The organism is Chitinophaga sp. 05T412 (assembly GCF_056396465.1).
Map to the genome: position 1 here is coordinate 25,445 of NZ_JBFTLN010000020.1, position 25,502 is coordinate 50,946.

Sequence of the window (25,502 nt, forward strand, 5' to 3'; positions counted from 1 at the left end):
CTCGAAAAAAGCCATGGATTTTATGCAAACAAAGGACTTAATTTTTATGAAAACTAAGGCAACCACCCTGTTGCTGTCCCTGCTCATTCTCCTATTAGCAGGACAAACAACTATCGCACAGCAGCAACGATATACCGTAAGCGGCTACGTCAAAGACAAACAAAATGGAGAAAGTCTTGTAGGCATCTCTATTGGTAAAAGTGGCACCACTATCGGCACTGTCAGCAACCAATACGGATTCTACTCCCTCACCCTACCCGCAGGTGAGCATGAAATACAGTTCTCTTATATGGGCTATGGTACCTATAAAACAACTGTCAACCTGAAAAAGAACGCTACCATAGATGTTAACATGGAAGCCACCAGCAGCCAGTTAAATGTGGTAACCGTAAACGGTCAGAAACAGGAAAAGACCGTAAATACACTCAACACCAGTATCAACAAGCTGGATATTGCACAGATGAAAAAAATGCCCACCTTCATGGGTGAGGTAGATGTACTGCGTGCTATCCAGACCCTCCCCGGTGTAAATACCGTAGGAGAAGGTTCTTCCGGCTTCAACGTACGCGGCGGTAACAGCGATGAAAACCTCATCCTGCTGGACGAAGCCCCCGTATACAATTCCACCCACATGCTCGGCTTCTTTTCTGTATTCAATCCCGACGCTGTGAAAAGTCTGAACCTCATCAAAGGCGGATTTCCTGCCGAATACGGTGGCCGTACCTCGTCCGTACTGGATATCCGTATGAAAGATGGTAATAACCAAAACCTCGCTATCAACGGTGGTATTGGTAATATCTTCAGCCGCCTGTCTGTGGAAGCGCCGATTGTGAAAGACAAAGGCTCCTTCATCGTGGCAGCCAGAAGATCTTATATAGATCTGCTGATGAAGCCTTTTGTAAAGGGAGATATGAAAGATACCAAACTCAACTTCTACGACATCACCGCGAAGGCCAACTACAAATTTGATAAAAACAACGCCCTCTTTGTAAGCGGCTACTTCGGAAGAGACGTATTTGGATTTGGTAAAGATGTAAACATGAACTGGGGTAACAGCACCGCCACCGTTCGCTGGAACCACGTTTTCACCAACCGCCTGTTCCTGAATCTGACCACTTACTACAGTAAGTATGATTATCATCTTAACTTTAGTAATGAATCCAAGAAGAAAGCCAACGAAGATTCCCAGTCATACGACTGGACTTCCAACATCATTAACTATGGCTTAAAACCATCTTTCACTTATTACATCAACTCCGCTAATAGCTTGCATTTTGGCGTACAGGGCATCTACTATACCTTCAAACCAGGTACCGGTACCAGCGAAAGCGGCGACGTGAAAAATGTGAAACAGATGTACGACCAACATGCACTGGAATCAGCTGTGTATATTGATCACGAGTGGAAACCAAGCAAAAAATTCGGCGTTCAATACGGCGGCCGCCTGTCCTCCTACCAGTTTATCGGCAACAGCACCGCTTATTTCTATGCTGACACCACACCTGGTATCCGCAAAAGACTGGTGAGCACGAAAACATATGGCGATAACGAATTGATTAAAGGCTACTATTACTTTGAGCCAAGAATCAGCGCCAGATATGCTTTCTCCGATGAACACGCTGTTAAAGTGGCCTACAGCAGAACTACCCAGTTTATGCACCAGCTGTCTAACACCGCTTCTCCTACACCACTGGATATCTGGACTCCCAGCACCAACAACGTGAAGCCAATTGTAGCGGATCAGTATACTGTCGGATATTTCTACAATGCACCTAATGATGCATATGAATTTTCTGCAGAAGTGTTTTATAAGAAAACTGATAACCAGTTAGATTATATCGATAATGCCAACCTCCAGCTGAACCCATTAATCGAAGCAGACCTGCTGCCTTCAGAGGGCCGTGCTTATGGTTTGGAACTTTATGCTAAAAAGGACATTGGCAAAACTACTGGTTGGATAAGCTATACTTTGTCCCGCACAGAGAGGAAAACGCCTGGTATCAGCCTGGATGAGTGGTTCCTGAATCGCTACGATCGTACCCATAACCTGAACCTGGTAGTAACACATACCCTCAACAAACGCCTCTCCTTGTCCGGCAACTGGGTATTTGCTTCCGGTACACCGGGTACCTTCGCGGACAACCGACTGGAATTCCAGGATTGGGATATTCCTTACAACAGTACCGATAAACGCAACAACTACCGCTTACCATCTTACCACCGCCTGGATTTATCTATGACCATCAAAGGTAAACAAACCAAACGCTGGAAAGGTGAATGGGTAATCTCACTGTATAACGTATATGCGCGCAGAAATGCTTACACCATCTACTTTAAACAGAATAATGATGATCCAACCAAACGTGAAGCTACCCGCTTGTCTATCATCGGTTCTATTATCCCAGGTATCACGTACAACTTCAAGTTCTAATTGTCCAAAAATTAAGATCAGATGAAAAAATCATTATTCCTCATATTATTTGCAGCCGTAGTAGGGCTAATGGCCTGCGAAGACAAAGTAAACCTGGATATCAAGAAGGGTACTTCTTACCCGGTATTGGATGCATGGATTACTGACGAAGCCGGACCTCAAACGATTAAGTTTACAATGTCCGTACCGTATACAGACGATAACCCCGCGCCTGTTATTGATGACGCGCAAATCACTTTATACGATGTCACCAGCGGGGCTTCTTACCCATTTACATTCAAAAACAAAATGTATAGTTACGATGCTACTGCCAAAGCGATTGGTATAGTTGGTCATGCTTACAAGCTGAAAGTAGTGTACAAAGGAGAAACGTTTGAAGCATTGGATACTGTCAAACGTGTACCGCAGATTGATTCTATCACCTACGAATTCAAAAAGAAAGAGGAAGCCATAAGTGGTAAAGAAGGCTACTACGCTACCTTCCACGCCAAAGATCTAAAAAATGCCGTAGATTATTATTGGATTCGTTCTTACCGGAATGATACCCTTAAACGTCTGGAAGATAATTTCTCCGTAGACGGTTCTTATGATGCAGGCATTTCCGATGGCGCCATCTTTATTTTACCTATTGCAGAAAGCATCACAAATTATGATAAACCCTTCCTGGCAGGAGAAAAAGTGATCGTAAAAATCAGGTCTCTTAGCTATCCTGATTACGAATTCCTGAAACAGGTAAATGAGCAGGTGAATTCAGGCGGCCTGTTTGCCAAAGTGTTGGAAAATGTAAAGAGCAATGTGAAGAATACAACCACTGGCGGCCAAACAAGAATATTAGGCTGGTTTGGCACTTCTGCAGTTAGCAGAGCCGAAAAAAGCTTCCCGGGTAAGTAAGTTTTATAGGTTAGTATTAGTTAAAGTTGAAGTGCAGCGGGGGATTCCGCTGCACTTTTTTTATACTACCGATTCATCAAAATGGGACAAAAATCGTTAACTTCCATTACTGAAAGTTACAACGATATGGCTCCCGACCTAATTACATATGCCATCCCAGGATTTGTGTTGCTCATGTTACTGGAGATTGTGTTTACGACCATCGAGCATAAGAATATGTACGAACCCAAAGATGCCCTCAGTAGCATCGCCATGGGGCTGGGCAACTTATTTGTCGGGCTTTTTACCAAAGCCGTCATCTTCAGTATCTATCTCTTTCTATACCAGTTCCGGTTGTTTACATTAGGCTTTACCTGGTGGGCATGGGTATTGTGTTTGTTTGCAGATGATTTCAGTTATTATTGGTTCCATCGCAGCAGTCATACTATCCGGTTTTTCTGGGCCTCCCACGTGATCCACCATTCTTCAGAGAAGTATAACCTGGCTACGGCCCTGCGGCAAAACTGGACCGGTAACCTGACCGGCACCTTCGTTTTCTGGCTCTGGATGCCATTGATAGGCTTTCATCCCCTGATGGTGATGAGTATGCAGGCCATCAGCCTGATTTACCAGTTCTGGATACATACAGAAGTAATCAATAAGCTGCCAGCCCCAATAGAATATATCTTCAACACGCCTTCCCATCACCGGGTACACCACGGCTCCGATCTGGATTACCTGGATCGCAACCATGCCGGTATACTTATTATATGGGACCGCATGTTTGGTACGTTCACCGCAGAGAAACAGCGCCCCGTATACGGTCTTACCAAAAACATACACAGCTACAACCCTTTCCGCATCGCTACCCACGAATGGGTGGACATCTGGCGGGATATCCGGACCGCCCGTTCGCCACGGGAAGTATGGCATTATATATTTGATGCGCCAGGCTGGAGCGCCGATGGTACCCGAAAAACCACCCGGCAGCTGCAACAGGAAAGCGATTCCTTGTCTTAAAATAAAAAATTGCCTAAACTATTTGGTTATTACGAAAACTGTCGTACATTCGTTTACGAAGATATTCGTACAATAATTATCATCCTTTAATACAGATTGCTTTGAAACAGATCCGGCCTACAGAAAGTGAATTGGAAATTTTGGGTGTACTCTGGGAAAAAGGCCCCAGCACCGTTCGGGAGGTACATGATATCTTATCTCAAACGAAAGATGCCGGCTATACGACTACCCTGAAACTGATGCAGATTATGCATGAGAAAGGATTGCTGGATCGCGATACCAGCAATAAAACACATGTATATACTGCAGCCATTTCACAACAAAAAACGCAGGAACAACTGGTCAATAAAATGATTGATACCATTTTCGGCGGATCAGCTTCGCAGCTGGTTATGCAGGCACTGGGACATCATCAATCATCGGAGGAGGAATTGGATAAGATTCGTCAGTATTTAGCTACAATAGAACAACAACAAAAGAACAACAGGTAAATCTGGTACCATGAACTTATTACCTATTACGGGCGACTTTGTGCGCGCCCTGGGATGGACGATCCTTCATTCCATGTGGCAGGCATTCTTTATCCATGCCTGTTTGCGAATAGTGTTAAAACTTTGGCCACTAGCCGGTGCACGAATCCGGTATAACCTCTCCCTCCTATCATTGACAGGCATTTTCACCTGGTTCCTGGCTACCTTGTATATGCATATGCAACGCCTGCAGGAAATACAGGAAAACATACTGTTTGCAGGCAATCATGCGGTATCCATATCTGCAGCGGCTTCCCAGCCTCCGGTGTATCCCAGCCAGGACCCGCTGATGTGGATGTTTCCTAATCTGGAAATGTGCTTTCCATTCCTGGTGATGCTTTACATAGCAGGAATGGCAGTCATGACCATCAAATTATGTTCGGATCTTTTTCAATTGCAACAAATACGTACTACGCGGACAGAGCCCATGGGCGCTGCGTGGGACAAACACCTGAACCGGCTTGCAGCTCAGTTACAGATCCCCCGCAAAGTAAAATTGCTGATCTCCAGCCATGTGCAGGTGCCGGTAATGCTGGGCTTTTTAAAACCTTTGATCCTGCTGCCAATAGCCATGGTCAACAATCTCACCGAGGCACAACTCGAAGCAGTATTGTTACACGAATTGGCGCATATTAAACGCAATGATTATCTACTGAATATCTTCCAATCAATCGTTGAAACCATTCTATTCTTTAACCCTTTCGTATGGCTGATTTCCAAAACCATCCGTATAGAAAGAGAACATTGCTGCGACGACCTGGTTATTGCGAATACCGTGCAACCGCTGCAATATGCGCAGGCACTGGTAGCGCTCGAACAATACCGGTTAACCGCCAACCGGCTCACCATGGCTGCTGCAGATAATAAACAACATCTGTTTTACCGCATTAAACGCATCATGGAAATGAAAACAACACATCTTAATTATAGCCAAAAATTTTTAGCTGTCCTGATCATTGCCACCGGCCTTGTATCCATTGCCTGGCTCAATCCGGCTAAAGGAAAAGATAACGCTACCGGACAAAATTTAATCGCTGAAAAACATGCACTGAATGCTTTGTCCGGCAACAATAACGCAACATCCTCCAGACAAGCGAAAGATCAGTTCAAACGCCAGCTGGACGCCATCGCGATAGATACTGCAATAGACCTGTCAGCTGCAGGCATTCCTGCTCCGCCCCCTGCGCCCGATATGGTAGTTGCACCAGCTCCAAATCCTGCTCTGGCACCCATTGCGCCGCTGAAAGGCAGTCTATCTGGTACCCTGGCACCTATCACACCGATGCCGCCCGCACCGCCGGTACCTCCGTCCAACTTTGATTTTAGCTTCAATTCCAGCTTCTATCCAATAACAGACAGTACACCCATCAACATCTCTACAAAAATCAACGATGTAATTTGTGATGCTGATGTGCGGGTAGACAAGGAAGAAATACGCAGACAAATCCGAGAAGCACAGCGCAGCGTACAAGTGGCCATGAAACAGTTGAAAGAAGTAGATATGAAAAAAGTGCAGGCCGAAATTCAGGCTGCCACCAAAAATATCAACTGGAGTGATGTTTCAGAACAGGCCCGCAAGGAAAGCATCGCTGCCATGAAAAATGTGAACTGGGATGAGGTAACTAAAGCAAAGACAGAAGCCGCAGCTGCCCTGAAAAATATCGATTTCGCCGCCATCAATAAAAACCTGAATCAAGCCTATGCCAGCATCGATATGGCTGGAAACAGTGCCACTAAAAAGGAAGACATCCGCAGGCAAAGAGCCGCTGCACTGGCTGATGCCGCCAAAGCCAGACAAGATGCCGGAAAAATACGGGCAGAAAGTAAAAAAAGAAACGCTGATATCGGCAAAGACATAGACGAACAAAATGCCGCCATTGACCAGGAGCAAAAGAAAGCAGATGAACAAAGGGCGCTTGCTGACAGGAACAGGAAAGTAGCGGATGAACAAAGAGCGCAGTTAGATAAAGCACGGAAAGTAGCGGACGAGCAAAGAGCACAAGCAGATAAAGCCAGGAAAATAGCCGATGAAAAAAGAAAGATAGCTGATAAAGGCCGCCAGGAAATGATCCGCGAAATGGAAGCAGATCATTTACTGGATACCAAAAACTATAGCATTGAGAAAAACAGTAATGGATTGTTTATCAATGGTGTAAAACAACCTGACAATGTTGCCAGCAAATACAGCAAATACCTGAAAGGAGATCATATCACCATCAAAAGCTCTAGCAGTAGTTCCAGTACACACACTGAAAACTAATTACTGCAAAGCAATTGCAGATGAGATTTGTACCATTACCGTTCATACGGTAATGGTATTTTTTATTATATGAGTTCCCTTATCTTTAGGTTAACAAATCAACGACTTCGTATTATGAGAACATTTTGTCTTACTCTCGCCATGTTTGCCACCACCATGGTATATGCCCAGGAAAAAGGCATGGTGATCAACAACCTGGTAAAAGGAAAAATCAATGCTGCCACGCCGGTTAAAAATCAGGGAATGACAGGTACCTGTTGGTCATTCTCCTCCACGTCTATGGTAGAATCAGAATGCCTCCGCAAAGGACTTCCTGAACTGGATCTGTCTGAAATGTTTACTGCCCGCAATGTTTATATCGAAAAAGCAAAGAACTATGTACGCCGCCAGGGTTTTGCACGCTTCGATGAAGGCGGCCTCGCTCACGACGTGATCCGTTCCATTGCACTCTATGGCATAGAGCCAGAAAATGTGTACAGTGGCCTCAAAGGCAATACTACCGTACATAATCACGGTGAAATGGTAACCACCATGAAAAAATACCTCGATAGCATCATCAAGGTTTCTCCGGTGCCAGACAACTGGGTATCTCAGTTCACCGGCATCCTGGATAATTACATGGGCCAACCACCTGCTACTTTCGAATACAATGGCAAAACCTATACCCCGCAAACATTTGCGAAAGAAGTAGTGAAGTTTAATGAAGATGATTACGTATTCCTGACCTCTTTTACGCACCATCCTTTCTATCAATCTTTCGTTGTTGAAGTACCAGATAACTTCTCTAATGGCGCTTATTACAACGTGCCTTTAAAAGAACTCACCAGCATCACAGAAACAGCGCTGGAAAAGGGTTATACTGTGTTGTGGGATGCAGATGTAAGCAACAGAGGTTTTGCTGGCAGCCTGGGATACGCGATGTTAACTCAACCTAACGGCTCTTTGAAAAAAGATAGCATCAATCCTGATATGGCGGAGCCTTCCTATACACAGGAGTCACGTCAACAACTATACGAAGAACTGATCACCCAGGATGACCACCTGATGCACATTACCGGCATCGAGAAATCACCTAAGGGAAAAACCTTCTTCCTGGTAAAAAATTCCTGGGGCACTAAGTCTAGTCCGTTTGGCGGCTTTCTGAATGTGTCAGAAGCGTATTTCGCCGTAAATACCATTACCATAGTAGTGCCCAAAGCAGCATTGGATAAGACATTACAAAAGAAATTCAGTCTCAACTAAGCGTTGATCCGCAATAAAAAGGGTAGCTTCTACAAACAGGAAGCTACCCTTTCTGTTTGTAATACTATAGGGAAATAAGCCTGCACATAAAGCAACGCATCCTCGTAACCCTCATGGGAGCGCATTTTTCAACTATGGGGATGTATACGTTCTGTTTAAAAATTAACAGCTAAGTGTTTAAATAATAAAAGCGCAAAGAAATTTAAACGGTTGTATTCAGTTGCGTTGCTCCGTTAAATTTCTTTGCGCCTAAAAGGTTCTGGTTAACTTTTTCACTGCGATTTCTAAATGCTCCTAGTTGAACAACTAAAAGCTCCGGGGGCATAGGTATCTGAACACCCGCTGTTAAACCGAACCAGGATTTATGAATAAAGGATAGTAAAGCCTTTAATATGTTGCACCTCACCAGTGGTAATGTCTAACTCCTTTACTGCCGCCATGGCAGGCCCTGATTTGCACCAGTCGATGAAGTCTTCCATAACAGATTCTTCTGCTTCTGCCAGAATCCATACATTCCCATCTAACAGGTTTTTTACTTGTCCCTGTACTTTCATTGAGTCGGCTACACGCTTTGCATTAGCCCTGAACCCTACTCCCTGTACACGGCCTTTCACAATAATTTCCTTGTGTACTATTGTCTTAGTTGCCATAAAATTTACTCGATTAACGCGGTTGTTGCCCTATTCTGACTGCATGCTATACAAATGAAGAAGGACACATTCTTAAATACATTCAAAATTTCCGCTAAGATACAAACAACTAAAAACTTATTACAAAAGGGGGATTAAATAGTGACAGGCCCATGAAAGTGTAATAGCTATCAGATCTCCGATGAAAGGTGTATTCACACCAAAGACTCATCAAAGCCTTACGCCTCACCTGTTTTCAAAAGATGGACTACTAAAAATAATTATCTGAACCAGGAGTTGCCGGATCAATGGATGCGCAGCATCATAAAATGGGAATGCTAACGGATCAATAACAGCTGCAGCAGTCGCTCACCAGGTATGGAGGGTAAACAACATATTGCAACAGCAACAGTATGAAAGGATGGTTAACTTGAGGGAAACAAACACTGATGATGAACATTGATATAGGGGATAACAAATTATTTTCTCCGCCTACAAATCCATCCATTCTGCGAATCTACCACCCGGCAATCCCTGAATCAGACAATATTATGGCTGTTTATGCAGCATAGTTGAACAAGGAACCAACCATGTGTTCAATATCTCCAAAAACAAAGTCTTTAATGCGTTCATATTTACCTCCGGCAGCAGGTCTTTTCAGCAAACTAAAACAATGACAATTAAAGCTGCGAACAAATAATTGCTGTGCCAGCAAAGGCATTACCATGTTGACTTCCGCATCGTGTAATCCTCTTGCCAGCATAATATGTGGTTTGAAGGATTGCGGTTTTAATTCAAATGCCTGCATGATATTACGGTGTAGCTCAACCAGGGGCTTGGGGTTCGCCACATTGATGAAAACACTGTTATGCCCGTCTGCATGTCTGAAAGCATCCATTTTAGAGGTATAAACGGCAAATCCTGCCTGCTTACGCGCTACCTCTTCCAACATGCTGATAAAGTCCTCCTGAAAACGCTCAGGGAAGGCTGATCTGAACAACGCCACATGAACTGGCGCTCCCGACATTCCCACATCATTTAATTCTGTGGCAACAAACTGGCGAACACGGGTCACATCCTTCGATACAGCTGCATCCGGATTCACCACTAACAAATAATCAAATAACTCTTCCGAAGTTTCATAATTCGTATTCATAACCTGATATTTTAATTCTTCCTGTTAGAATGACAATACGAATATACAACCTTTTTCCGGAAATACTAATTTTTTTAGCATTTTTTACTAAAAAAATGAGGATTGCTAAAGAAAATAATGAATCAAAAATGCACAGATAATTGAATATCAATCAAAATCCAGCAGATGTAAAACGCCCTGTAAATGCATCATTTACAGGGCGTTTTATAAATATCGCTATTCCGTTCACCTCATGCCTATAACTCAAACGGATCTGCTTTACTGATATAATACACCAGGCTCTTTACCTGACCAGGCACGTCATCCAGCTCCCCATTCAGCACCATATCCGACTTCTCCAACACCTTAATGGAAGCCTGATTAACTGGTCTCACCACCGCATATATTTCAGGGAAATTTAATTCCTCAAATCCAAATTGAATGGCCGCTTTACATAACTCTGTCGCGTACCCTTTCCCCCAGGCACTTTCCGCGAATCTATATCCCACATTTATTCTGTCAACATCACCATACATTTTATGACTCAACCCTCCATATCCGATAACGACTTCCGGCTTACTTTCCACACTGATTTTCCAGGGCCCGAAACCATATCGCTCCCAATGATCCGTAAACCTTTTCATATTGGTTTTCGCCGCCGTAATATCCGGCACCGGACCAAAAGGATTATACAGATTGGTGCGGATGTCACCATAAATTTCAAAGTAAGTAGTTACATCTTCCAATGCAGGCTTGGCTAATATGAGTCTTGCTGTTTTCATACCATTGCTTTTAAACAGAGAAATCAGGAACAATATCGCGAATATTCCCCTGCTCCCAATAGCATCTTCATTTCAATTTATACCAAATAAAAAAGGGCTATCTCCCAGGTAATAAGAGATAGCCCTTTTCAAAACAATATATCAATTATGATAACTTTTCTATAATCGCCACGAAATCAGCAGCCACCAAAGACGCGCCACCAATAAGGCCTCCGTCTACATCCCGGTTGGCAAACAATTCTGCTGCGTTACCAGGCTTTGCACTACCACCGTATAAAACAGAAATATGCAAACCAGCTTCACGGCCAAATTTGTTAGCGATCTGTGAACGGATAAACGCATGCATATCCTGCGCCTGTGCTGCGCTGGCAGTGAGTCCGGTACCAATGGCCCAAATAGGCTCATACGCAATCACTACTTGTTTCAGCTGTTCTGCTGTCAGGTGATACAAGCTTTCTTCCAGTTGTTTTGCTACATAAGCATTTTGTGTTTCCGCTTGTCTTATTTCCAGCGGCTCACCACAGCAGAAAATAGGTTTCAGTCCATTTGCCAGTGCCTGGTTAACTTTCTTTGCCAGCATCGCATTGCTTTCCTGGAAATATTCTCTTCTCTCAGAGTGACCCAGAATCACATAATCTACGCCTATTGATTGCAGCATTTCCGCAGACACTTCACCAGTATAGGCACCAGACTTTTCACTGTGGCAGTTCTGTGCAGCTACATAAAAACCAGGATAATTTTTCAGCAACGCTTTTGCTTTCAGTAAATAAGGAAAAGGCGTAGCGACTACTACTTCCTGTCCTTCTTTCAAAGTAAGGCCGGCCTGCAGTATGTCATTGATCAACTGCTCGCCCTGCGCCAGCGTAAGATTCATTTTCCAGTTACCTGCAACAATTTTCTTTCTCATAAATACTGTGATATTAAGTTTTAAGGTCTTTCTGATGTGTTAATTCATATACTGCTGTCAATATCTCCCGCTCCTTTTCCGATAAAGTATGCCCCTTTAACGCCATCCAGTTTCCGGCATCTTTCAGCGCTTCCGGCAACCGGTAAGCCTCCTGATCCCCCCAACTGAAAGAAGGCACAAATTTAGGCGGAAAATGCCCGCCAAATACATTGGAGGATACGCCTATCACCGTGCCGGTATTTAACATGGTATTGATGCCACAGCGACTATAATCGCCCATCAACACCCCACATTTTTTACCTGCTGCTACCGCCGTTCCACTGGCTTCTTCCCATACCTTTACGGTAGATACATTATTCTTCAGATTGGAACAGGAAGTATTGGCCCCAAGGTTACACCACTCTCCAATCACGGCATCTCCCAGGTAACCGTCGTGCCCCTTGTTGGAATAGCCAAACATCACGCTGTTCTTAATTTCTCCCCCTCCGGTACAAAACGGCCCAAGTGTGGTGGCGCCATATACTTTGGTCCCCATTTTCAACACTGCTCCTTCTCCCAAAGCAAAAGGTCCTCTGATCAAACACCCTTCCATTACTTCCGCATCTTTTCCGATATAAATAGGTCCGGTACTGGCATTGAGCACACTGCACGATACTTTCGCACCGGGTTCCAGGAAAATGTCCGTATGATTGATTTGTTGATTGGTGTGTGATAAGATGGCCGATGTCCGGCCCGCTGTAAGCAGCTGAAAATCTGCCCTGATTGCTTTGTCGTTGAGCGCAAAGATATCCCAAGGCTTATAAATTCCCAGTACTTCTCCCGGATAATTTTTCCGGTCAGCTGCCTTTAGGGATGGCGCCTCCGGTCCCAGTACGGCTTTAGCCAGCAACTGCTGGTCTTTATATAGCTCCTGGTCCGGCTCCAGTGCAGCAATGGCGGCTACTAATCCGGCATCCGGCAGTATATGTCCGCTCAATAAAATATTTACAGTATTGCTGTCTTTGTGCAGCAACGGAAATTTTTCCTGTAAGTGCGGTACAGTAAAATGGCTTACTCCTGTACCCAGCCAGTGTTCCCATTTCTCCTGTATGGTGAGTATCCCTACTCTGCAGGCGGCAATGGGTCTGGTATGCGTAAAAGGGTATAACAGTTCACGTACGGGCGTGTCAAAAAGAATATAATTACGCTCCATAAGTGGCTAAAATAGAAAATCCCATCGACACGCCGATGGGATTTAACTAAAAAATATTTTACTTAGCAATTATGCTTTCTTAGCATAGCGCTTGTTGAATTTATCAATACGTCCTGCGGTATCCACCAATACGTTCTTACCAGTATAAAAAGGATGAGAAGTATTGGAAATTTCCAACTTAATCAACGGATACTCGTTGCCATCTTCCCACTTTGCAGTTTCTTTGGAAGGAGCAGTAGAGCGGCTTAAAAAGCTGTCACCGTTTGACATATCTTTAAATATCACGAATCTGTAACTTTCTGGATGGATTCCCTGTTTCATATCAAAATTATTGTAAATACAGGGTGCAAAGTTAACTAATTTTCTTTAACACCCAAAKATTATTCGTAAAAAAAATCAGGATTTCATGTTAATGTACTGCAAAGGTATACCCAGGTTGGATTCCTTCGCCTTTTGTATAACTTCCTGTAAGTCATCAATTTTTTTACCGGTTACCCGTACAATATCGTCCATGATGGCCGCCTGTACCTTTAAGCCTGCGTCTTTAATCATTTTCACAATCTTCTTGGCATCTTCCTGCTTAATACCATTCCGTACCGGTATATCTTTCTTAAATACCTTACCGCTCTGGTAAGGCTCCTTACTCATATCGTAAATAGAAGCTTCCAGCCCCTGACGCATAGAACKACTTACCAGCACATCCAGTACCTGTCCCAGCTTCATATCACTGTCAACCTCTATATTCAACACTAATTCTTTCTTATTCAGCGCTATTTCCACATGTGAACCCTTGAAATCGTACCGGGTGGTAATTTCCTTTTTCACCGTGTTAATTGCATTATCCAATGTCTGTAAATCTATTTTACTAACAATATCAAAGGACGGCATAACTAAAAATTTTATATTCGAACAGCAAATATAAAAAAGAAAAAGCAGGTAGAGAACTACCTGCCGCATATATACTCTAAATCTAACTTGTTACTAAATTTTGCTGATCCGGCCCATGCCTGAGATAGACTTTGTTACACCCGGATCACCTTTATATTTTATAGACCCCATGCCGGAAATGCTGGCGGCCAATTTCTTCTGTGCAAATACCTGCGCTTTACCAGTACCGGAAATATCTACAGAAACATCATCGGAAGATAAATCCAGTGCCTTGATGTCTGCCGCGCCGGATATACCGTACTCCGCTTTATCAGAACTACCTTTCAGCTTAATATTGCTGGCGCCGGATAAACCTACCGCCAGTTTCTTTGTGTTGATATTCAGATCAGCATCTGCCGCACCACTGAAGTCCAGCTGAATGCGATCGCTTTTTAAAATACCTGTATTGCTGAACCCACTCGCTCCACTGGCAGATAATTTATCCACCTCCTGCAGGGTTACATATACAGTAATACCCTTCGTAGGCTGGATGTTATACCCTTTTTTAGACTGGATACGCAGTTCACCACCTCTGATCTCCGTAACAATATAAGGCAACAGGTTTTCTTCTGCCTCTACCCGGATACTATGACTGTTCCCCTGGGTAATCACTACTTTATATACACCAGAAGTGCTGATATCCGTGAATGAACTGGCATTCCGTGATTCTTCTTTTACAACACCATTTCCTCTTATCCGTTCTTCGGTGATATACTTAAAAGACGTTAATACACCCACGGCTAACATTAAAGGCAGGGCTAACATTAAAAAGGTACTGATACGTTTCATATGTGTAACAAATTTTTTAAGGTAATAGAATGGCGTTTTTTTTATTGAACATCCAGTTTAACATCGGAGTTGGTTCCCTGTATTTTTATATTGGGAGATGATTCACTTCCGGTGGCCGACAGCGCGGAGTACGTCAAATTCGACCCTCGCTGGTTAGATACCACATTCTTCAGCTCCAATCCACCAGTACCGAGGTCTCCGTTGACCAGGCTCGCATTAATAGACAGCGGCTGTTTACGGGTGAAAACGATTTTTGCATCAGAATAAGTGAGTTGCAAATAACCCTGTTTAAAACCTGTACTCACTTTCGCTATTTTCACATCTCCATAAGTCATTCTTAAATTAACGGTCTGCTGTAGCTCTCCCACTCTTACATCTGAATAAGTACAACGTCCTTCTACCTGCTCTGCCGCCTCAATTTTATAGTCATCATAATTGGCCGCTACTTTCAGGCTACCCACTTTTCCAATCGTATACTCGCTGTAGTTAGAGCTGGTTTCCAGCCCCTGCAGCTGATCTGCGCGGATGGTAGAGTAATTGCCGTGTACATCTACTTTACCTGCTTTTCCGATTTTTCCTTTATCACAGTAGTTGATCCTGAAACTGAGGTCTTCTGCCTCTCTGATATCAAATGTGCAATAGTTCAGGTTCAGCGAAACCGGGAACGTAAATTTATCTGCAATCACATCTCCAAATTGATTGTCCACCAACAACTTTTGCAGACTTTGTGGAATGTATACGTCGTAATCAATATTCACGTAGTCTTTTGAATCCATTTTTCCTCCCCAGGAAAACCAGCCGGAACTGGCTTTAGATGGGGCATATACGCTGCGTAACGCTACTTCAGAGCTACTGCTTTTATCGGTGGCAATGTCTACCAGGTCTGCTATAGACTGGGCCTGCGAATCACTTTTACCAAAGCCGGTAATTGTAATGGTCGCCTTTATTTCATTCTTGTTCCAGGCATGGAAAATGATCTTTCCATATTTATTTCCGATACTCAGTGTAGCGTTATCACTCACCGTGAAATTCTTAACAACTGTTTTTTTGTAAGCTGTTCCTCCCCCGTGAGCCTGTGCCAATAATGGTAATAACAGGAATAACAAGCATTTAAATCTCAGCTTCATATTGCTTTTTTGTATGACTCGGAGTTACGCGCTTCGCCTGTAACTCTTCTAATATTTTGTCCAGTAAATCCAGTTTCAACTGGTAGTAGCGTACAAGAGCAGCGCGAATTCTTTCATTGCCGGGATTATTTTTCAATTCCCTCTCCAGCGCTTTATAGGTATCGTTGCGAAGTTCTAATTCTTTACGGGCAGCACTATCAAGCCCCAACTCTTCTACAGGATAAGCATTGATCAGTTTCAGCTTTTCGTCGATACGGGTGGTATAATACGCCTTTGCTTCCTGCATTTCCGGCGATATTACGGCCAGCTCCTGTTGCTGATGCTGCTTATGTTTTGCGAAATAAAACAGGGCGCCCGCATTTGCCAGCAACACAATAATCACGGCTGCTCTAAACCAGTTTTTCTGTAAAAGCTGTACTACCCGCCCTTTCTTTTGCTGCGTGAGCTCTTTTTCCAGTGCATCCCAAACCCTTGGAGAAGGGCCGGGCATCTCAAAATCTTCCCGATGCTGCTGGATAAAACTTTCAAAATTGTCTGGCATTAACGAGTTACATTTTGCTGTTTTACAATTTGCCTTACTTTCTCTTTGGCGCGCATATACTGCGTTTTCGCGGTCGATTCAGTGATACCCAGCATGTCTGCTATTTCCCGGTGAGAATACTCTTCAAAAAGATAGAGATTCAATACGGTACGATATCCCTGCGGTAAACCATGGATGGCCGATTTAACAGCAGCTACCGTCCAGGTAAACTGTGCCTCGTCAATGCCATCTTCTGTCATCACTTCCACTTCATCTACCTCTTCAAAATACACTTTCTTTTTTCTAAGTGTATTTAAACAATGATTTACCACGATCCGCTTAATCCAGGCACTCACGCTTTGCTCGCGTTCCAGCTTACCAATGTTCCGGTGTACCTGGATGAATGCCTCCTGTAAGGTGTCCTCCGCATCACTTACGTTGCTGGTCATCCGCAAACAGATATTGTACATAGCCCCTGCGTACGCGTCGTATAGTTCGCGGAATGCGCGAACATCCCCCTTCTTACAGCGGTCTACTACATTCTCTGCTATTTGCGTTTGGTTCAAGTTAGTTGCTGATGCTTTCATTATAAAGACAGTAATTGTAAAAAAGGTTGCATGTGCTTTGGAAGGATTTTCCAATTTATTGTCACTTAGCGCTTTCTGCCAGGGTCATTACCTATCTATCTATTTAATTATTAATACTTTACAGAGATGATAAAAAGGATAGCCAGTGTAAATTTTTTTTCAAAATTAGCCAGATGGGACATTGTCGACGATCAAATTACACCAAAGGGCCTTTTTCTGTGACGAAACCCGTATAAACAGCGACTTCAACATTTGAAAGGAAAACGCAGCCCAATGAGAGGCTACGTTTTTCCATCCTTATATACCTAAAAAACCATCTTTAGGACAGGGTTGATTTAGTTACCACCCTGTTTTACACGATTTTGTTCTGCTTCCAGGCCAGTTTGACGGCTACGTGCTGCCTTCACATTGGTGTTACCAAAACGATAGTTGAAGGTTAAACGAACCTGCTGGGCATCCCATCTGCTGTAAATCGAAGTATATCTGCCTGCATTATTAAAGTCGCCACGGAAGTAATTGGTTCTGAACACATCTGTTACGTTCAGCTTCAATGAACCCTTACCTTTCATTATTTTCTGTGATACACCCAGGTCCAGAGAGCTCATAGACTTCATTTTAAATAAACCCTCGTTGGTTACCTGTGGAGATACATAGAAGAAGGTTACTTCTGCTGCGGTGTTCTTGCTCAGGGTGAATGTTTGCTGCGTGCGGCCAAAGAACGCGCCGGATGCCAGTTTCACCAGATTGTTATCCACCACTGTTTGATATTTGGCATAAGAAACAGACACTGTTGTAAAGCTCATCCACCATTTAGTGATGGGCATAGGTACCGAAATGTTCAGGTTAAAGTTATCTGACTTGGCCACATTCTGGTACTTGTAACGTATCACGGAAGTATCACCGGTTGTTCTGTCTACCTCTGCTTCCAGAATTCTTGTCATCATATCTTTTGTATGAGAATAACCGATGGAGGTGATCAGGAAATCCTTAAAAGTATGCGTCAACTCAAAGTTGTTGGAATACTGCGGACGGAGATAAGGATTACCGGATTGCTTTGTATATCTGTCTATATAAAATTCAAATGGATTCAGATCTTCATAGCTCGGACGTTCAATACGGCGGCTATAAGTCAGTCCCAGGGTGTTACTCTTGTTCAACACATAATTCAATCCTACATTGGGAAACAGGTTGAAATAGCTGGAATCATTCTTTACTACGTTGTTGCCTTTTGCATTCACGGATTCAGATGTACCGGAGATATTGGTTTGTTCTCCACGCAGGCCCAGCTGTATATTCAGCTTTTTAAACTGCTTGTTAAAGTTGATGTAAGCGGCGTTCACATTTTCTTTGTAGATAAAATGATTGGAACGGTTATCATCTAATATCCAGGCATTGTTTCTCAGTGAATCAAATCGGGCATTATTATCTGTAGTAACAAAACTCATTTTCACTCCAGCTTCCAGCTTCGCCTGATTTTTCAGTGGATGTACATAATCCAGCTTCGCAGTTTTAATTTCTATGCGGGATGGCTGATTATTACGGGAGGTATCGCTACCCAGGATGCTCTTGCCTTCTGCATCGCGTGACAGGGAGTAAATATTGGTAGTCTGTTTGTCTGTATTCCGCGCATAGTCCAGATCAATATTCAGCTCTCTGCCGGTTGAATCCAGGATGCCGCGATAGTTGATATTATAACTACCTCTTCTCCATTTGCTATCATAATTACTATTGGTATGCAAAGTAGAGTCTACACGCGTGCCGTTGCCAATATTGGTAATGGAATTTGAAGGATAGCGTTGGGTTCTATCAGCCAGATCTACCATTACACCAATAGTATGTCCTTTACTGATGAAATAATCCGCACCTATTTTGCCGCCCTGGTAGTCAGATTTCTGGTGCATTTTATTCGTCTGATCATATATTCTTAAGCCATTTTCATCGGTGAAGGAACGATATACGCCCAGGTCCTGCTGTGCTTCCCGGTGACTGTAATTATAAGAACCAAACACATTGAATTTAGCATTGCGGTGATTCAGGTTCAGTCCACCGTTCCAGCGGGGCCGGATTCCCTGTGCTACGCTGGCGGTCAGGTTACCATTGGTACCGTAGCTGGTGTTTTTCTTTAATTTCAGGTTGATGATACCCGCATTACCGGCTGCGTCGTATTTAGCAGAAGGATTGGATATCAGCTCAATCTGATCAACATTGGTAGCGGGCATGCTTTTCAGCATTTCTGCCAAATCCAGGGAAGTCATATTGGTAGGCTTTCCGTCTATCATAATAACAACACCGGCTTTACCTTTCATAGACACATTACCATCTTTATCTACATTGATGGTAGGGGATTTTTCCAGTACTTCCATGGCAGATCCGCCGGCGGCGGTAATGCTGCTTTCCACATTTACCACCATTTTATCTGCCTTTTGTTCTACAAACGGCCTGCGGGCGGTAACGTCAACACCTTTTAATGCTTTGGAAACGGCTGCCAGTGATACAGTAGGTACCTGTACTTTATTACCGGTTACATCAAAAACAGGGCTGTATGTTTTGGTCATACCAATCGATACGGCGGCAATCAGGTACTTACCTTGTTTTACCTGCTCAAATTCGTAATGACCATTAATATCTGCGATGGCTCCTTTTACTAATGTTGAATCTTTTGCTTTTAATAAGGTTACAGTAGCGAACTCTACGGGTTTGTTTCCAGCCTGGTTAACTTGTCCTGCCACGCCGGTTGCATTTTGGGCACTGGAGGTTAAAGCTGCAGCTAACACACTCATTGTTAATGTAATAGCTTTAATACTTGTGTTCATATAAGGGCGATTTAGAGGTATTCTATTTGGTTTTTTAGATCCTTAGCTTGTCTACTACAGTAGTTAAACTACTACAGTAGATTAACTACTACGATGTAAAAGTAGGTATTATGTATTACACAGTACATAGCATTACACAAGCGGTATATAGCTAGGGACGAATGGTAAAAAATAATGAAACGACTAAAAAGACGATTGAGGTGACACAATGTTGCACGGGGAGGTGCACTATATAAAATAGCGGTGTTAATACGGGATAGCCGGTATTATAAGGGGATAAATAATCAGGAAGATGGGAAGAACAGCGTCGTTTTAATTCAGACGCTCATCAAAGTCGATCATTTTACGATAGCCGGACTTACGGCGGTGGTGGTAGAATTGCATCAAATAAATAAATAGTATCATGCATAAGCATACCAGCAACATCGATAAAGTACTGCGTATACCTAGCAACAGGCTTTCAGCAGATAGGGAACGACTGCTAAAAAAACTTTCCTGGGGTGTCCATCGGGCCGACTCATCAGTGCGGGGGTTAAAGTCGGTATAGCTATTTCCATTGGTAAAACTGGCCAAAGCAACCACGCGCTGTAGCTGCGCTTTTATAATGGACACATCACCTGCCTTACCAATTGCGGTAAAACACAGTGAACCTCGTCTTCCGAGCAGGCGTAACTCATAATTCAATACAGGCGTAGCTCCGCCAGCGAAATGTAGTATCCGGGCCCAGTGCAGAGAACGACTACCTTTATCAAAGTAAGGAGGAAATGCCCAGTCCATGCTGGTAATTTCACCGGCGCCATTACGGCGACGCAGCATATTCTCATTCTTGAGCTCCTCTTTCATCTCATGGAGCAGCCTATTATAATTGATATTGCCGGCCTCCCGTTCATCCAGGTATCCGAAAGGTTCAAATGAAATCATTACACCACGAAACTCCTTGTTCATAGGACTTACGCGCGCAGGCAACAAAATGCCCAACGTATTAGGATTATCGGGATTTCCCCATAAACCCTCTATCAGTTGCCGGCTTTGTGCGGCATCCAGCAAACGGAAACCATCGGGCACCTGCAAGGTTACCCCTTCTCCCAGTTCCTGTTCACCCGTCTTATAAGAAAAGGATGCCACGATAATGTCAGATGAATCCAGCTTGTCATACTTACTTAGACTGTCTTCCCTGGATAATCCCAGACTTTTGAGGCTGACTGCCAGGCACAAAAAAAACACAAAGCTGCAATAAAATGTACGCATAACTCTTATTAAATAGCCACAGGTTATTTACCAGCTCAACAAACAAGGATAAAGCAAGGAAAAGGGTTACGATTAATAGTCAGATTAAATATACAGATACCTGGTGCTACTAAAACTCTACTGAAAAATTACCGCTAAAATTAAAGGTGGACAATAACACGTTAAATCCATTTATTCAAGGGCCAGTTGTAATCCATTCAATAAGTCAGGCAACTCCTGCTGCAGGAGTTCAAAAAATTCCCGCTCTTCTTTGCGGATATGTGTTTCCAGATTGGTAGCCAGTATATCCATGGCTGAATCGAGGTCTGTGCTATCTGTAAGGGTGGTGTACATGCGGGAAATTACAAGGTGCTCCGCCTGTAATTCCTTTATCATAGCATCAATGGCGGCACTTTTGCCTACACATTTTTCAAAAAGGTATTCTTCTTTCTGGATGTGTGGGACCATCACTTCCTGGAATACCTTGACAATATATTCAAACCTGGCTTGTGTTTCCAGGGGAAAGCCTTCGTAGGGTGCTGCATCTTTTTTGAGGTAGCGGCACACAAACAACAGGCGCTTATGTTCGTGCGACAGTGAAATTAAAGAAGGGTGACGTTGCATATTGTAATTAGGATAGCTTATTTGCGGCAGTACTCTTTTTTTGGTAGATGACAATCAGTATAATACCACCAATTACCAGGAGCGTAGAAATAATTTCTGCCTGGGTAGGATGAAAACCGAAGATATCGTAACGGGTGTCTACTCTTATCTTCTCTATAAAAAATCTTTCTATACCATTTAATATCAGGTATATACCAAATATAACACCTGGTATTTTCACTTTTTTGCGAATGCCCCAAAGCACCAGGAAAAGCGCCAGGCAGACAATGATCTCATATAACGGTGTAGGATATACGGCAATAGGTAATACTTTACAATAAGCTCCATCGCAGCCCGCTATCTGCACTCCTTCCTTGATGACGTTGTGCGGATATCCGTACGCGAAAAGCCAATCAGGCATAAAGCCCAACGCGGCAGGTTTTTCAAAGGCTGCATGCGGAATGTGGTCCTGGGGACCATATTGTTGTTGGAAGAACAGTATATTTTTTTGTACCGCATCATCGAAAGAAGCTGGCGCCATTTTCACAGCGTGACCAGTATTGGTATCAATACCATAGGCGCTGTTATAAATACCCCAGTCGCCATCTCCGGAAAAATGACAACCCATTCTACCAATAGCATAAGCCAGCATTAATGCAGGTGCTGCACTATCAATCAATGCGCGGATATTAAATTGCTTCTTACGGGCATAGCTGATAATCACAATAGCGGCTACAATGAGTCCTCCATAAAAAGTAAGTCCACTGAAAGATAACAATGCCCCAATAGGATCTTTCACAAAGTCGCCCCAGTTCTCCAGGTTATGGAAAATTTTTGCACCGAGTAAGCCGGCAATCGCCGCCATTACAATGATATCGGGCACACGGTGATGCGGCATTACCATCACTGTTTGCTCCAGGGGTTTAGGCAACGCCTTTTTCTTTTTAGTATAATATTTATAACCTGCCATCACAGCGGCTAACAAGATACCTGCCACCAGGCTGCCCTGACTGGAAAAAACAAACGACTGCAAGTCTGCAGAGGCAGTATCCCATTGAAAGAAGATGCCCAGTATTTTATATCCGATGATAAATCCTACAACCGCATTACCAATAATTTCTCCCTGCGTAGCAGGCAACCCTATCACTACTTTCTCAGGAACGCCTTTCAGCAAACCTTGTTGCTCATAGCGTTTCAGCTCACGCGTTAAAATGTAAGCGCCTGCCAGGAAGGCGATGGCTACAAAAAAGCCAAACGTCTGAAAAATCTTTAAAAATGGAATCTCTAAGCCAAGCAGATCTCTGAACGCGTAATATAAATTAGGATACATAGCCTTAAAAAAAATTGGTGATCTGAACTTTCCTATGAACAAAGCCGAATTTAATCAAAAGGAAAATCAAACCACCAAAGTACGATGCAATTTCGAATTTCTAAATTTGGATTTTAGAAATATGAATTTTAGCAATATTGTTCAAAAGCGTCCAGCAGGTTCGCAGCAATCATTTGCGCGGAACGGCCTTCAATCATATGACGCTCGATGAAATGTACCAATTCACCATTTTTAAATAACGCAATCGCCGGAGAAGAAGGAGGATAAGGCAACAGATGCGTACGGATTTGTTGTACCGCTTCTACATCAAAACCTGCAAAACTGGTCGTCAGTCTGTCTGGTTTCTTTTCGCTGTGTGCTACCGCCATTAATACACCTGGACGGGCAGTACCGGCAGAACAGCCACATACCGAATTGATCACCACCAGTGTTGTTCCTTCCTGTTTCAGTGTTTCGTCCACGCTACCTGCTGTCAGCAGTTCCTGAAAACCATTATCCGTTAACTCCGCCTTTCTCGGCATTACTAATTCCGCTGGATACATATGTTATAGTTTTTTCTGTTTAATTTTTTACAAAGTTAGTTATATGCAGCCAAAAAGTAAAAAAATGGATATCGAAATAGACTTTTTGACATAACAAATACAATACAAATGACACAATGTCGCAATCTGTAACCTTTTTACTAACAAAATAGCAGTTTTTATGGCATGGTATCCCATTTGATCTGTATCCGGTATCAAACAAAAATTGATTTCACACTAAAAAAATTTATAGAAACTATGACACACATTAAATTTAACCACAGCCCGCTTCCCAAATCATTTGGTGGAATTGTAGAAGACATTCTGAATGGAGGATTGAATAAATATGTAAAAGATGATTTTCTGACCAACGATTACTTTACCACGCATCCTCCGGTAAACATCGTTGAAACACCAGCATCTTTTGTGCTCGACTTAGTAGCACCAGGCTTCTCCAAAGAAGATTTCAAGATCAATGCCGATGAAAAAGCGATTACCATCAGTGCAGAAAGAAAAGCTGAGACTAAAAATGAAAGCGACAAACAAGTTCGTCGTGAGTTCAGCTTCAAATCTTTCAAACGCTCCTTCACCATCAGTGAATTAGTAGATGCTGGTAAGATCAATGCAAAATATGAAAATGGCATCCTGAAAGTAACCCTTGGTAAAAAGGAAAGCAAACAGGAAGCTCCTAAAGAAATAGTAGTGGAATAAGGGAAGCAGGCCCCCGCCTATCGCGGTGGCTTACAGTAAAGGGAAAGCAGCCTCACCTCGGTGGGGCTGCTTTTTTTATGGCGTGCACAACCGCTTTACGGTGCTTTTTTGCTGAAAACTGATAGCTAAATGCTATTCGCTGTGTATAATTCACACGAACGTTGAATTCCCGGTACTTTATTATATGATAATTTGCCCCTCTAAGCGCGCAACCATGGCAAAGCTCTTCCGACAAGGCTGGTTATTTATAAAAAGTATTTACCTGAACACTGAAAAAAAGGTGATCGGGGACGTGATCCTTCATACGGAAAACACTTATGAGCAGGCAAAAATCAAACTCATCTTTGACTATGCTTTCTTCTATATTGTTATGCTCATGACTATTCTTTTCATCAATATGCTAAGTCAGAATATCGTAAACATGCTGCTCATCCCGTTGATGATCAGCTGCCTGATTATCTGTCTTTGCTTATTGAGAAAAGGGGTATCGGCAAAAAAAGTGGGATTGTTCACCTCCTTCACCACCTTATGTATTCCCATCATTTCGTCCCTGCTGAATAATCAGGACCTCAGTCCCAAATACACCATGATATGGGTAATGAGCATTTTGCTTTGCTATATCACCGTGAATCTGACCCTGGCGCTTACCTGGAGCCTGATTCTTTGCAGCTACCTGGTGGCCATTGCTTATGTGAAGCTCAACAATATATCCATATACGTTAGTCCGGGCTATTCTTCTGCTTTTCAATACCTGGCTAACCCACTGATTGTAGGCATGTACCTGCTGTTCCTCATCAGGGCATTGGGACAATACTACCGCAATATCATTTCCATGGAGCAAAAGCGAACCGCCGAAAAGCAACAACAACATCTTTCCCTGATCAATCAACACCTGACCAAACAATTTCTGCTGGTAAAAGGATTTTCCCGTTCCGGCAAATCGGCCTTCATGAAAGGAGAACTGGAGTTACTGGAAGAATGCTTTACGGAAATTGAAAAGCAATGTGGTACCGCTATTGACTATCTCAACGATTCTCAAAAAGGATAGGACTACACATCTGTGTTATGTAACAAAGCTATCATATTACTGTTTATAACACTATATGAATAAGTAAATATTACCATTAGTGTCATTTTAGGGCAACATGATAATATATTGTTGCTAATACAAGTATTTCTATTAAAACAAGATTAGAAAAAATTACAACTTTCGGGGTTTACCAGTGGTAAAGGAGAGATATATCTTTGCAGTACAAAAATATTCATCTCCTATTTTCCCTTATGCCGGTGAATATCATCTAACCTATGCCATGATAGGGCTTTCACTAAAATGAAAGCCTTTTTTTTAT

The 25,502-nt window shown here is 43.0% G+C and carries 24 protein-coding genes; 8 read left to right on the plus strand and 16 right to left on the minus strand.

Going from position 1 to position 25,502, the window contains the following annotated elements:
* The first annotated feature begins 46 nt into the window (after positions 1 to 46).
* The 6 genes from AC1DFM_RS31260 to AC1DFM_RS31285 all read left to right on the plus strand — a co-directional run bounded on the left by AC1DFM_RS31260 (position 47) and on the right by AC1DFM_RS31285 (position 8,353).
* Positions 47 to 2,431, plus strand: a complete 2,385-nt coding sequence (locus AC1DFM_RS31260) for a TonB-dependent receptor (RefSeq protein ID WP_477080714.1) — start codon at positions 47 to 49, stop codon at positions 2,429 to 2,431.
* 21 nt (positions 2,432 to 2,452) lie between these two features.
* Positions 2,453 to 3,322 carry a DUF4249 family protein gene (locus tag AC1DFM_RS31265; RefSeq protein ID WP_477080715.1) on the plus strand — a complete coding sequence of 290 codons (870 nt, stop codon included), beginning with the start codon at positions 2,453 to 2,455 and terminating at the stop codon, positions 3,320 to 3,322.
* Positions 3,323 to 3,448: 126 nt separating this feature from the next.
* On the plus strand, positions 3,449 to 4,321 hold the full coding sequence (locus AC1DFM_RS31270) for a sterol desaturase family protein (protein WP_477080716.1): 873 nt from the start codon (positions 3,449 to 3,451) through the stop codon (positions 4,319 to 4,321).
* Positions 4,322 to 4,422: 101 nt separating this feature from the next.
* Positions 4,423 to 4,812: a BlaI/MecI/CopY family transcriptional regulator gene (locus tag AC1DFM_RS31275; protein ID WP_477080717.1), complete on the plus strand. Its 390-nt coding sequence runs from the start codon at positions 4,423 to 4,425 to the stop codon at positions 4,810 to 4,812.
* Between the two features lie 10 nt (positions 4,813 to 4,822).
* On the plus strand, positions 4,823 to 7,111 hold the full coding sequence (locus AC1DFM_RS31280) for a M56 family metallopeptidase (protein ID WP_477080718.1): 2,289 nt from the start codon (positions 4,823 to 4,825) through the stop codon (positions 7,109 to 7,111).
* 114 nt (positions 7,112 to 7,225) lie between these two features.
* Complete coding sequence (locus AC1DFM_RS31285; protein WP_477080719.1) at positions 7,226 to 8,353, plus strand: C1 family peptidase; 1,128 nt, start codon at positions 7,226 to 7,228, stop codon at positions 8,351 to 8,353.
* A gap of 362 nt (positions 8,354 to 8,715) precedes the next feature.
* On the opposite strand, the gene AC1DFM_RS31290 is transcribed toward AC1DFM_RS31285, so the two are convergent.
* From AC1DFM_RS31290 to AC1DFM_RS31365, 16 genes are all read right to left on the minus strand, one after another.
* Entirely contained in the window at positions 8,716 to 9,003 is a 288-nt protein-coding gene (locus AC1DFM_RS31290) for an acylphosphatase (RefSeq protein ID WP_291918633.1), read from the minus strand.
* A gap of 538 nt (positions 9,004 to 9,541) precedes the next feature.
* Positions 9,542 to 10,138, minus strand: a complete 597-nt coding sequence (locus tag AC1DFM_RS31295) for a 2'-5' RNA ligase family protein (protein ID WP_477080720.1) — start codon at positions 10,136 to 10,138, stop codon at positions 9,542 to 9,544.
* 236 nt (positions 10,139 to 10,374) lie between these two features.
* Positions 10,375 to 10,899 carry a GNAT family N-acetyltransferase gene (locus AC1DFM_RS31300; protein ID WP_477080721.1) on the minus strand — a complete coding sequence of 175 codons (525 nt, stop codon included), beginning with the start codon at positions 10,897 to 10,899 and terminating at the stop codon, positions 10,375 to 10,377.
* A 145-nt stretch (positions 10,900 to 11,044) separates the two neighbouring features.
* On the minus strand, positions 11,045 to 11,806 hold the full coding sequence (tpiA, locus tag AC1DFM_RS31305; RefSeq protein ID WP_477080722.1) for a triose-phosphate isomerase: 762 nt from the start codon (positions 11,804 to 11,806) through the stop codon (positions 11,045 to 11,047).
* Between the two features lie 13 nt (positions 11,807 to 11,819).
* On the minus strand, positions 11,820 to 12,998 hold the full coding sequence (locus tag AC1DFM_RS31310) for a putative sugar nucleotidyl transferase (protein ID WP_477080723.1): 1,179 nt from the start codon (positions 12,996 to 12,998) through the stop codon (positions 11,820 to 11,822).
* 69 nt (positions 12,999 to 13,067) lie between these two features.
* The gene (locus AC1DFM_RS31315) at positions 13,068 to 13,319 is read right to left on the minus strand and encodes a type B 50S ribosomal protein L31 (protein ID WP_145674946.1); all 252 of its coding nucleotides are present in this window, start codon (positions 13,317 to 13,319) and stop codon (positions 13,068 to 13,070) included.
* Between the two features lie 75 nt (positions 13,320 to 13,394).
* Entirely contained in the window at positions 13,395 to 13,886 is a 492-nt protein-coding gene (locus AC1DFM_RS31320; RefSeq protein ID WP_477080724.1) for a YajQ family cyclic di-GMP-binding protein, read from the minus strand.
* A 93-nt stretch (positions 13,887 to 13,979) separates the two neighbouring features.
* Complete coding sequence (locus AC1DFM_RS31325) at positions 13,980 to 14,714, minus strand: head GIN domain-containing protein (protein WP_477080725.1); 735 nt, start codon at positions 14,712 to 14,714, stop codon at positions 13,980 to 13,982.
* Between the two features lie 41 nt (positions 14,715 to 14,755).
* Positions 14,756 to 15,841: a hypothetical protein gene (locus AC1DFM_RS31330; protein ID WP_477080726.1), complete on the minus strand. Its 1,086-nt coding sequence runs from the start codon at positions 15,839 to 15,841 to the stop codon at positions 14,756 to 14,758.
* Positions 15,825 to 16,382 (minus strand): hypothetical protein, encoded by a 558-nt coding sequence (locus tag AC1DFM_RS31335; RefSeq protein WP_477080727.1) that lies wholly within the window; start codon positions 16,380 to 16,382, stop codon positions 15,825 to 15,827. The genes AC1DFM_RS31330 and AC1DFM_RS31335 overlap by 17 nt, the downstream gene beginning before the upstream one ends.
* Positions 16,382 to 16,948, minus strand: coding sequence for an RNA polymerase sigma factor (locus tag AC1DFM_RS31340; protein WP_477080728.1), 567 nt, complete (start codon positions 16,946 to 16,948; stop codon positions 16,382 to 16,384). Before AC1DFM_RS31340 ends, AC1DFM_RS31335 begins: the two co-directional genes overlap by 1 nt.
* 335 nt (positions 16,949 to 17,283) lie before the next feature.
* Positions 17,284 to 19,761 carry a TonB-dependent receptor domain-containing protein gene (locus AC1DFM_RS31345; RefSeq protein ID WP_477080729.1) on the minus strand — a complete coding sequence of 826 codons (2,478 nt, stop codon included), beginning with the start codon at positions 19,759 to 19,761 and terminating at the stop codon, positions 17,284 to 17,286.
* 312 nt (positions 19,762 to 20,073) lie between these two features.
* Positions 20,074 to 21,009, minus strand: coding sequence for a DUF2167 domain-containing protein (locus tag AC1DFM_RS31350; protein WP_477080730.1), 936 nt, complete (start codon positions 21,007 to 21,009; stop codon positions 20,074 to 20,076).
* A gap of 171 nt (positions 21,010 to 21,180) precedes the next feature.
* Positions 21,181 to 21,612: a hemerythrin domain-containing protein gene (locus AC1DFM_RS31355; RefSeq protein ID WP_477080731.1), complete on the minus strand. Its 432-nt coding sequence runs from the start codon at positions 21,610 to 21,612 to the stop codon at positions 21,181 to 21,183.
* Positions 21,613 to 21,619: 7 nt separating this feature from the next.
* Positions 21,620 to 22,921, minus strand: a complete 1,302-nt coding sequence (locus AC1DFM_RS31360) for a prolipoprotein diacylglyceryl transferase (protein ID WP_477080732.1) — start codon at positions 22,919 to 22,921, stop codon at positions 21,620 to 21,622.
* Between the two features lie 128 nt (positions 22,922 to 23,049).
* Entirely contained in the window at positions 23,050 to 23,463 is a 414-nt protein-coding gene (locus AC1DFM_RS31365) for a BrxA/BrxB family bacilliredoxin (RefSeq protein WP_291918592.1), read from the minus strand.
* Between the two features lie 237 nt (positions 23,464 to 23,700).
* Between AC1DFM_RS31365 and AC1DFM_RS31370 the strand changes: the two genes are divergently transcribed.
* Positions 23,701 to 24,153: an Hsp20/alpha crystallin family protein gene (locus AC1DFM_RS31370; RefSeq protein WP_477080733.1), complete on the plus strand. Its 453-nt coding sequence runs from the start codon at positions 23,701 to 23,703 to the stop codon at positions 24,151 to 24,153.
* Between the two features lie 214 nt (positions 24,154 to 24,367).
* Positions 24,368 to 25,201: a hypothetical protein gene (locus AC1DFM_RS31375; RefSeq protein WP_477080734.1), complete on the plus strand. Its 834-nt coding sequence runs from the start codon at positions 24,368 to 24,370 to the stop codon at positions 25,199 to 25,201.
* Positions 25,202 to 25,502 lie beyond the last annotated feature (301 nt).

Excerpts from the sequence above, each read along its gene's own strand:
- AC1DFM_RS31295 (WP_477080720.1), bottom strand. The coding sequence starts at position 10,138 with ATGAATACGAATTATGAAACTTCGGAAGAGTTATTTGATTATTTGTTA.
- AC1DFM_RS31270 (WP_477080716.1), top strand. The coding sequence starts at position 3,449 with ATGGCTCCCGACCTAATTACATATGCCATCCCAGGATTTGTGTTGCTC.
- AC1DFM_RS31310 (WP_477080723.1), bottom strand. The coding sequence starts at position 12,998 with ATGGAGCGTAATTATATTCTTTTTGACACGCCCGTACGTGAACTGTTA.
- AC1DFM_RS31340 (WP_477080728.1), bottom strand. The coding sequence starts at position 16,948 with ATGAAAGCATCAGCAACTAACTTGAACCAAACGCAAATAGCAGAGAAT.
- AC1DFM_RS31370 (WP_477080733.1), top strand. The coding sequence starts at position 23,701 with ATGACACACATTAAATTTAACCACAGCCCGCTTCCCAAATCATTTGGT.
- AC1DFM_RS31285 (WP_477080719.1), top strand. The coding sequence starts at position 7,226 with ATGAGAACATTTTGTCTTACTCTCGCCATGTTTGCCACCACCATGGTA.
- AC1DFM_RS31375 (WP_477080734.1), top strand. The coding sequence starts at position 24,368 with ATGGCAAAGCTCTTCCGACAAGGCTGGTTATTTATAAAAAGTATTTAC.
- AC1DFM_RS31365 (WP_291918592.1), bottom strand. The coding sequence starts at position 23,463 with ATGTATCCAGCGGAATTAGTAATGCCGAGAAAGGCGGAGTTAACGGAT.
- AC1DFM_RS31325 (WP_477080725.1), bottom strand. The coding sequence starts at position 14,714 with ATGAAACGTATCAGTACCTTTTTAATGTTAGCCCTGCCTTTAATGTTA.
- AC1DFM_RS31345 (WP_477080729.1), bottom strand. The coding sequence starts at position 19,761 with ATGAACACAAGTATTAAAGCTATTACATTAACAATGAGTGTGTTAGCT.
- AC1DFM_RS31300 (WP_477080721.1), bottom strand. The coding sequence starts at position 10,899 with ATGAAAACAGCAAGACTCATATTAGCCAAGCCTGCATTGGAAGATGTA.
- AC1DFM_RS31350 (WP_477080730.1), bottom strand. The coding sequence starts at position 21,009 with ATGCGTACATTTTATTGCAGCTTTGTGTTTTTTTTGTGCCTGGCAGTC.
- AC1DFM_RS31335 (WP_477080727.1), bottom strand. The coding sequence starts at position 16,382 with ATGCCAGACAATTTTGAAAGTTTTATCCAGCAGCATCGGGAAGATTTT.
- AC1DFM_RS31265 (WP_477080715.1), top strand. The coding sequence starts at position 2,453 with ATGAAAAAATCATTATTCCTCATATTATTTGCAGCCGTAGTAGGGCTA.
- AC1DFM_RS31260 (WP_477080714.1), top strand. The coding sequence starts at position 47 with ATGAAAACTAAGGCAACCACCCTGTTGCTGTCCCTGCTCATTCTCCTA.
- AC1DFM_RS31280 (WP_477080718.1), top strand. The coding sequence starts at position 4,823 with ATGAACTTATTACCTATTACGGGCGACTTTGTGCGCGCCCTGGGATGG.
- AC1DFM_RS31330 (WP_477080726.1), bottom strand. The coding sequence starts at position 15,841 with ATGAAGCTGAGATTTAAATGCTTGTTATTCCTGTTATTACCATTATTG.
- AC1DFM_RS31355 (WP_477080731.1), bottom strand. The coding sequence starts at position 21,612 with ATGCAACGTCACCCTTCTTTAATTTCACTGTCGCACGAACATAAGCGC.
- AC1DFM_RS31360 (WP_477080732.1), bottom strand. The coding sequence starts at position 22,921 with ATGTATCCTAATTTATATTACGCGTTCAGAGATCTGCTTGGCTTAGAG.
- AC1DFM_RS31290 (WP_291918633.1), bottom strand. The coding sequence starts at position 9,003 with ATGGCAACTAAGACAATAGTACACAAGGAAATTATTGTGAAAGGCCGT.
- AC1DFM_RS31315 (WP_145674946.1), bottom strand. The coding sequence starts at position 13,319 with ATGAAACAGGGAATCCATCCAGAAAGTTACAGATTCGTGATATTTAAA.
- tpiA (WP_477080722.1), bottom strand. The coding sequence starts at position 11,806 with ATGAGAAAGAAAATTGTTGCAGGTAACTGGAAAATGAATCTTACGCTG.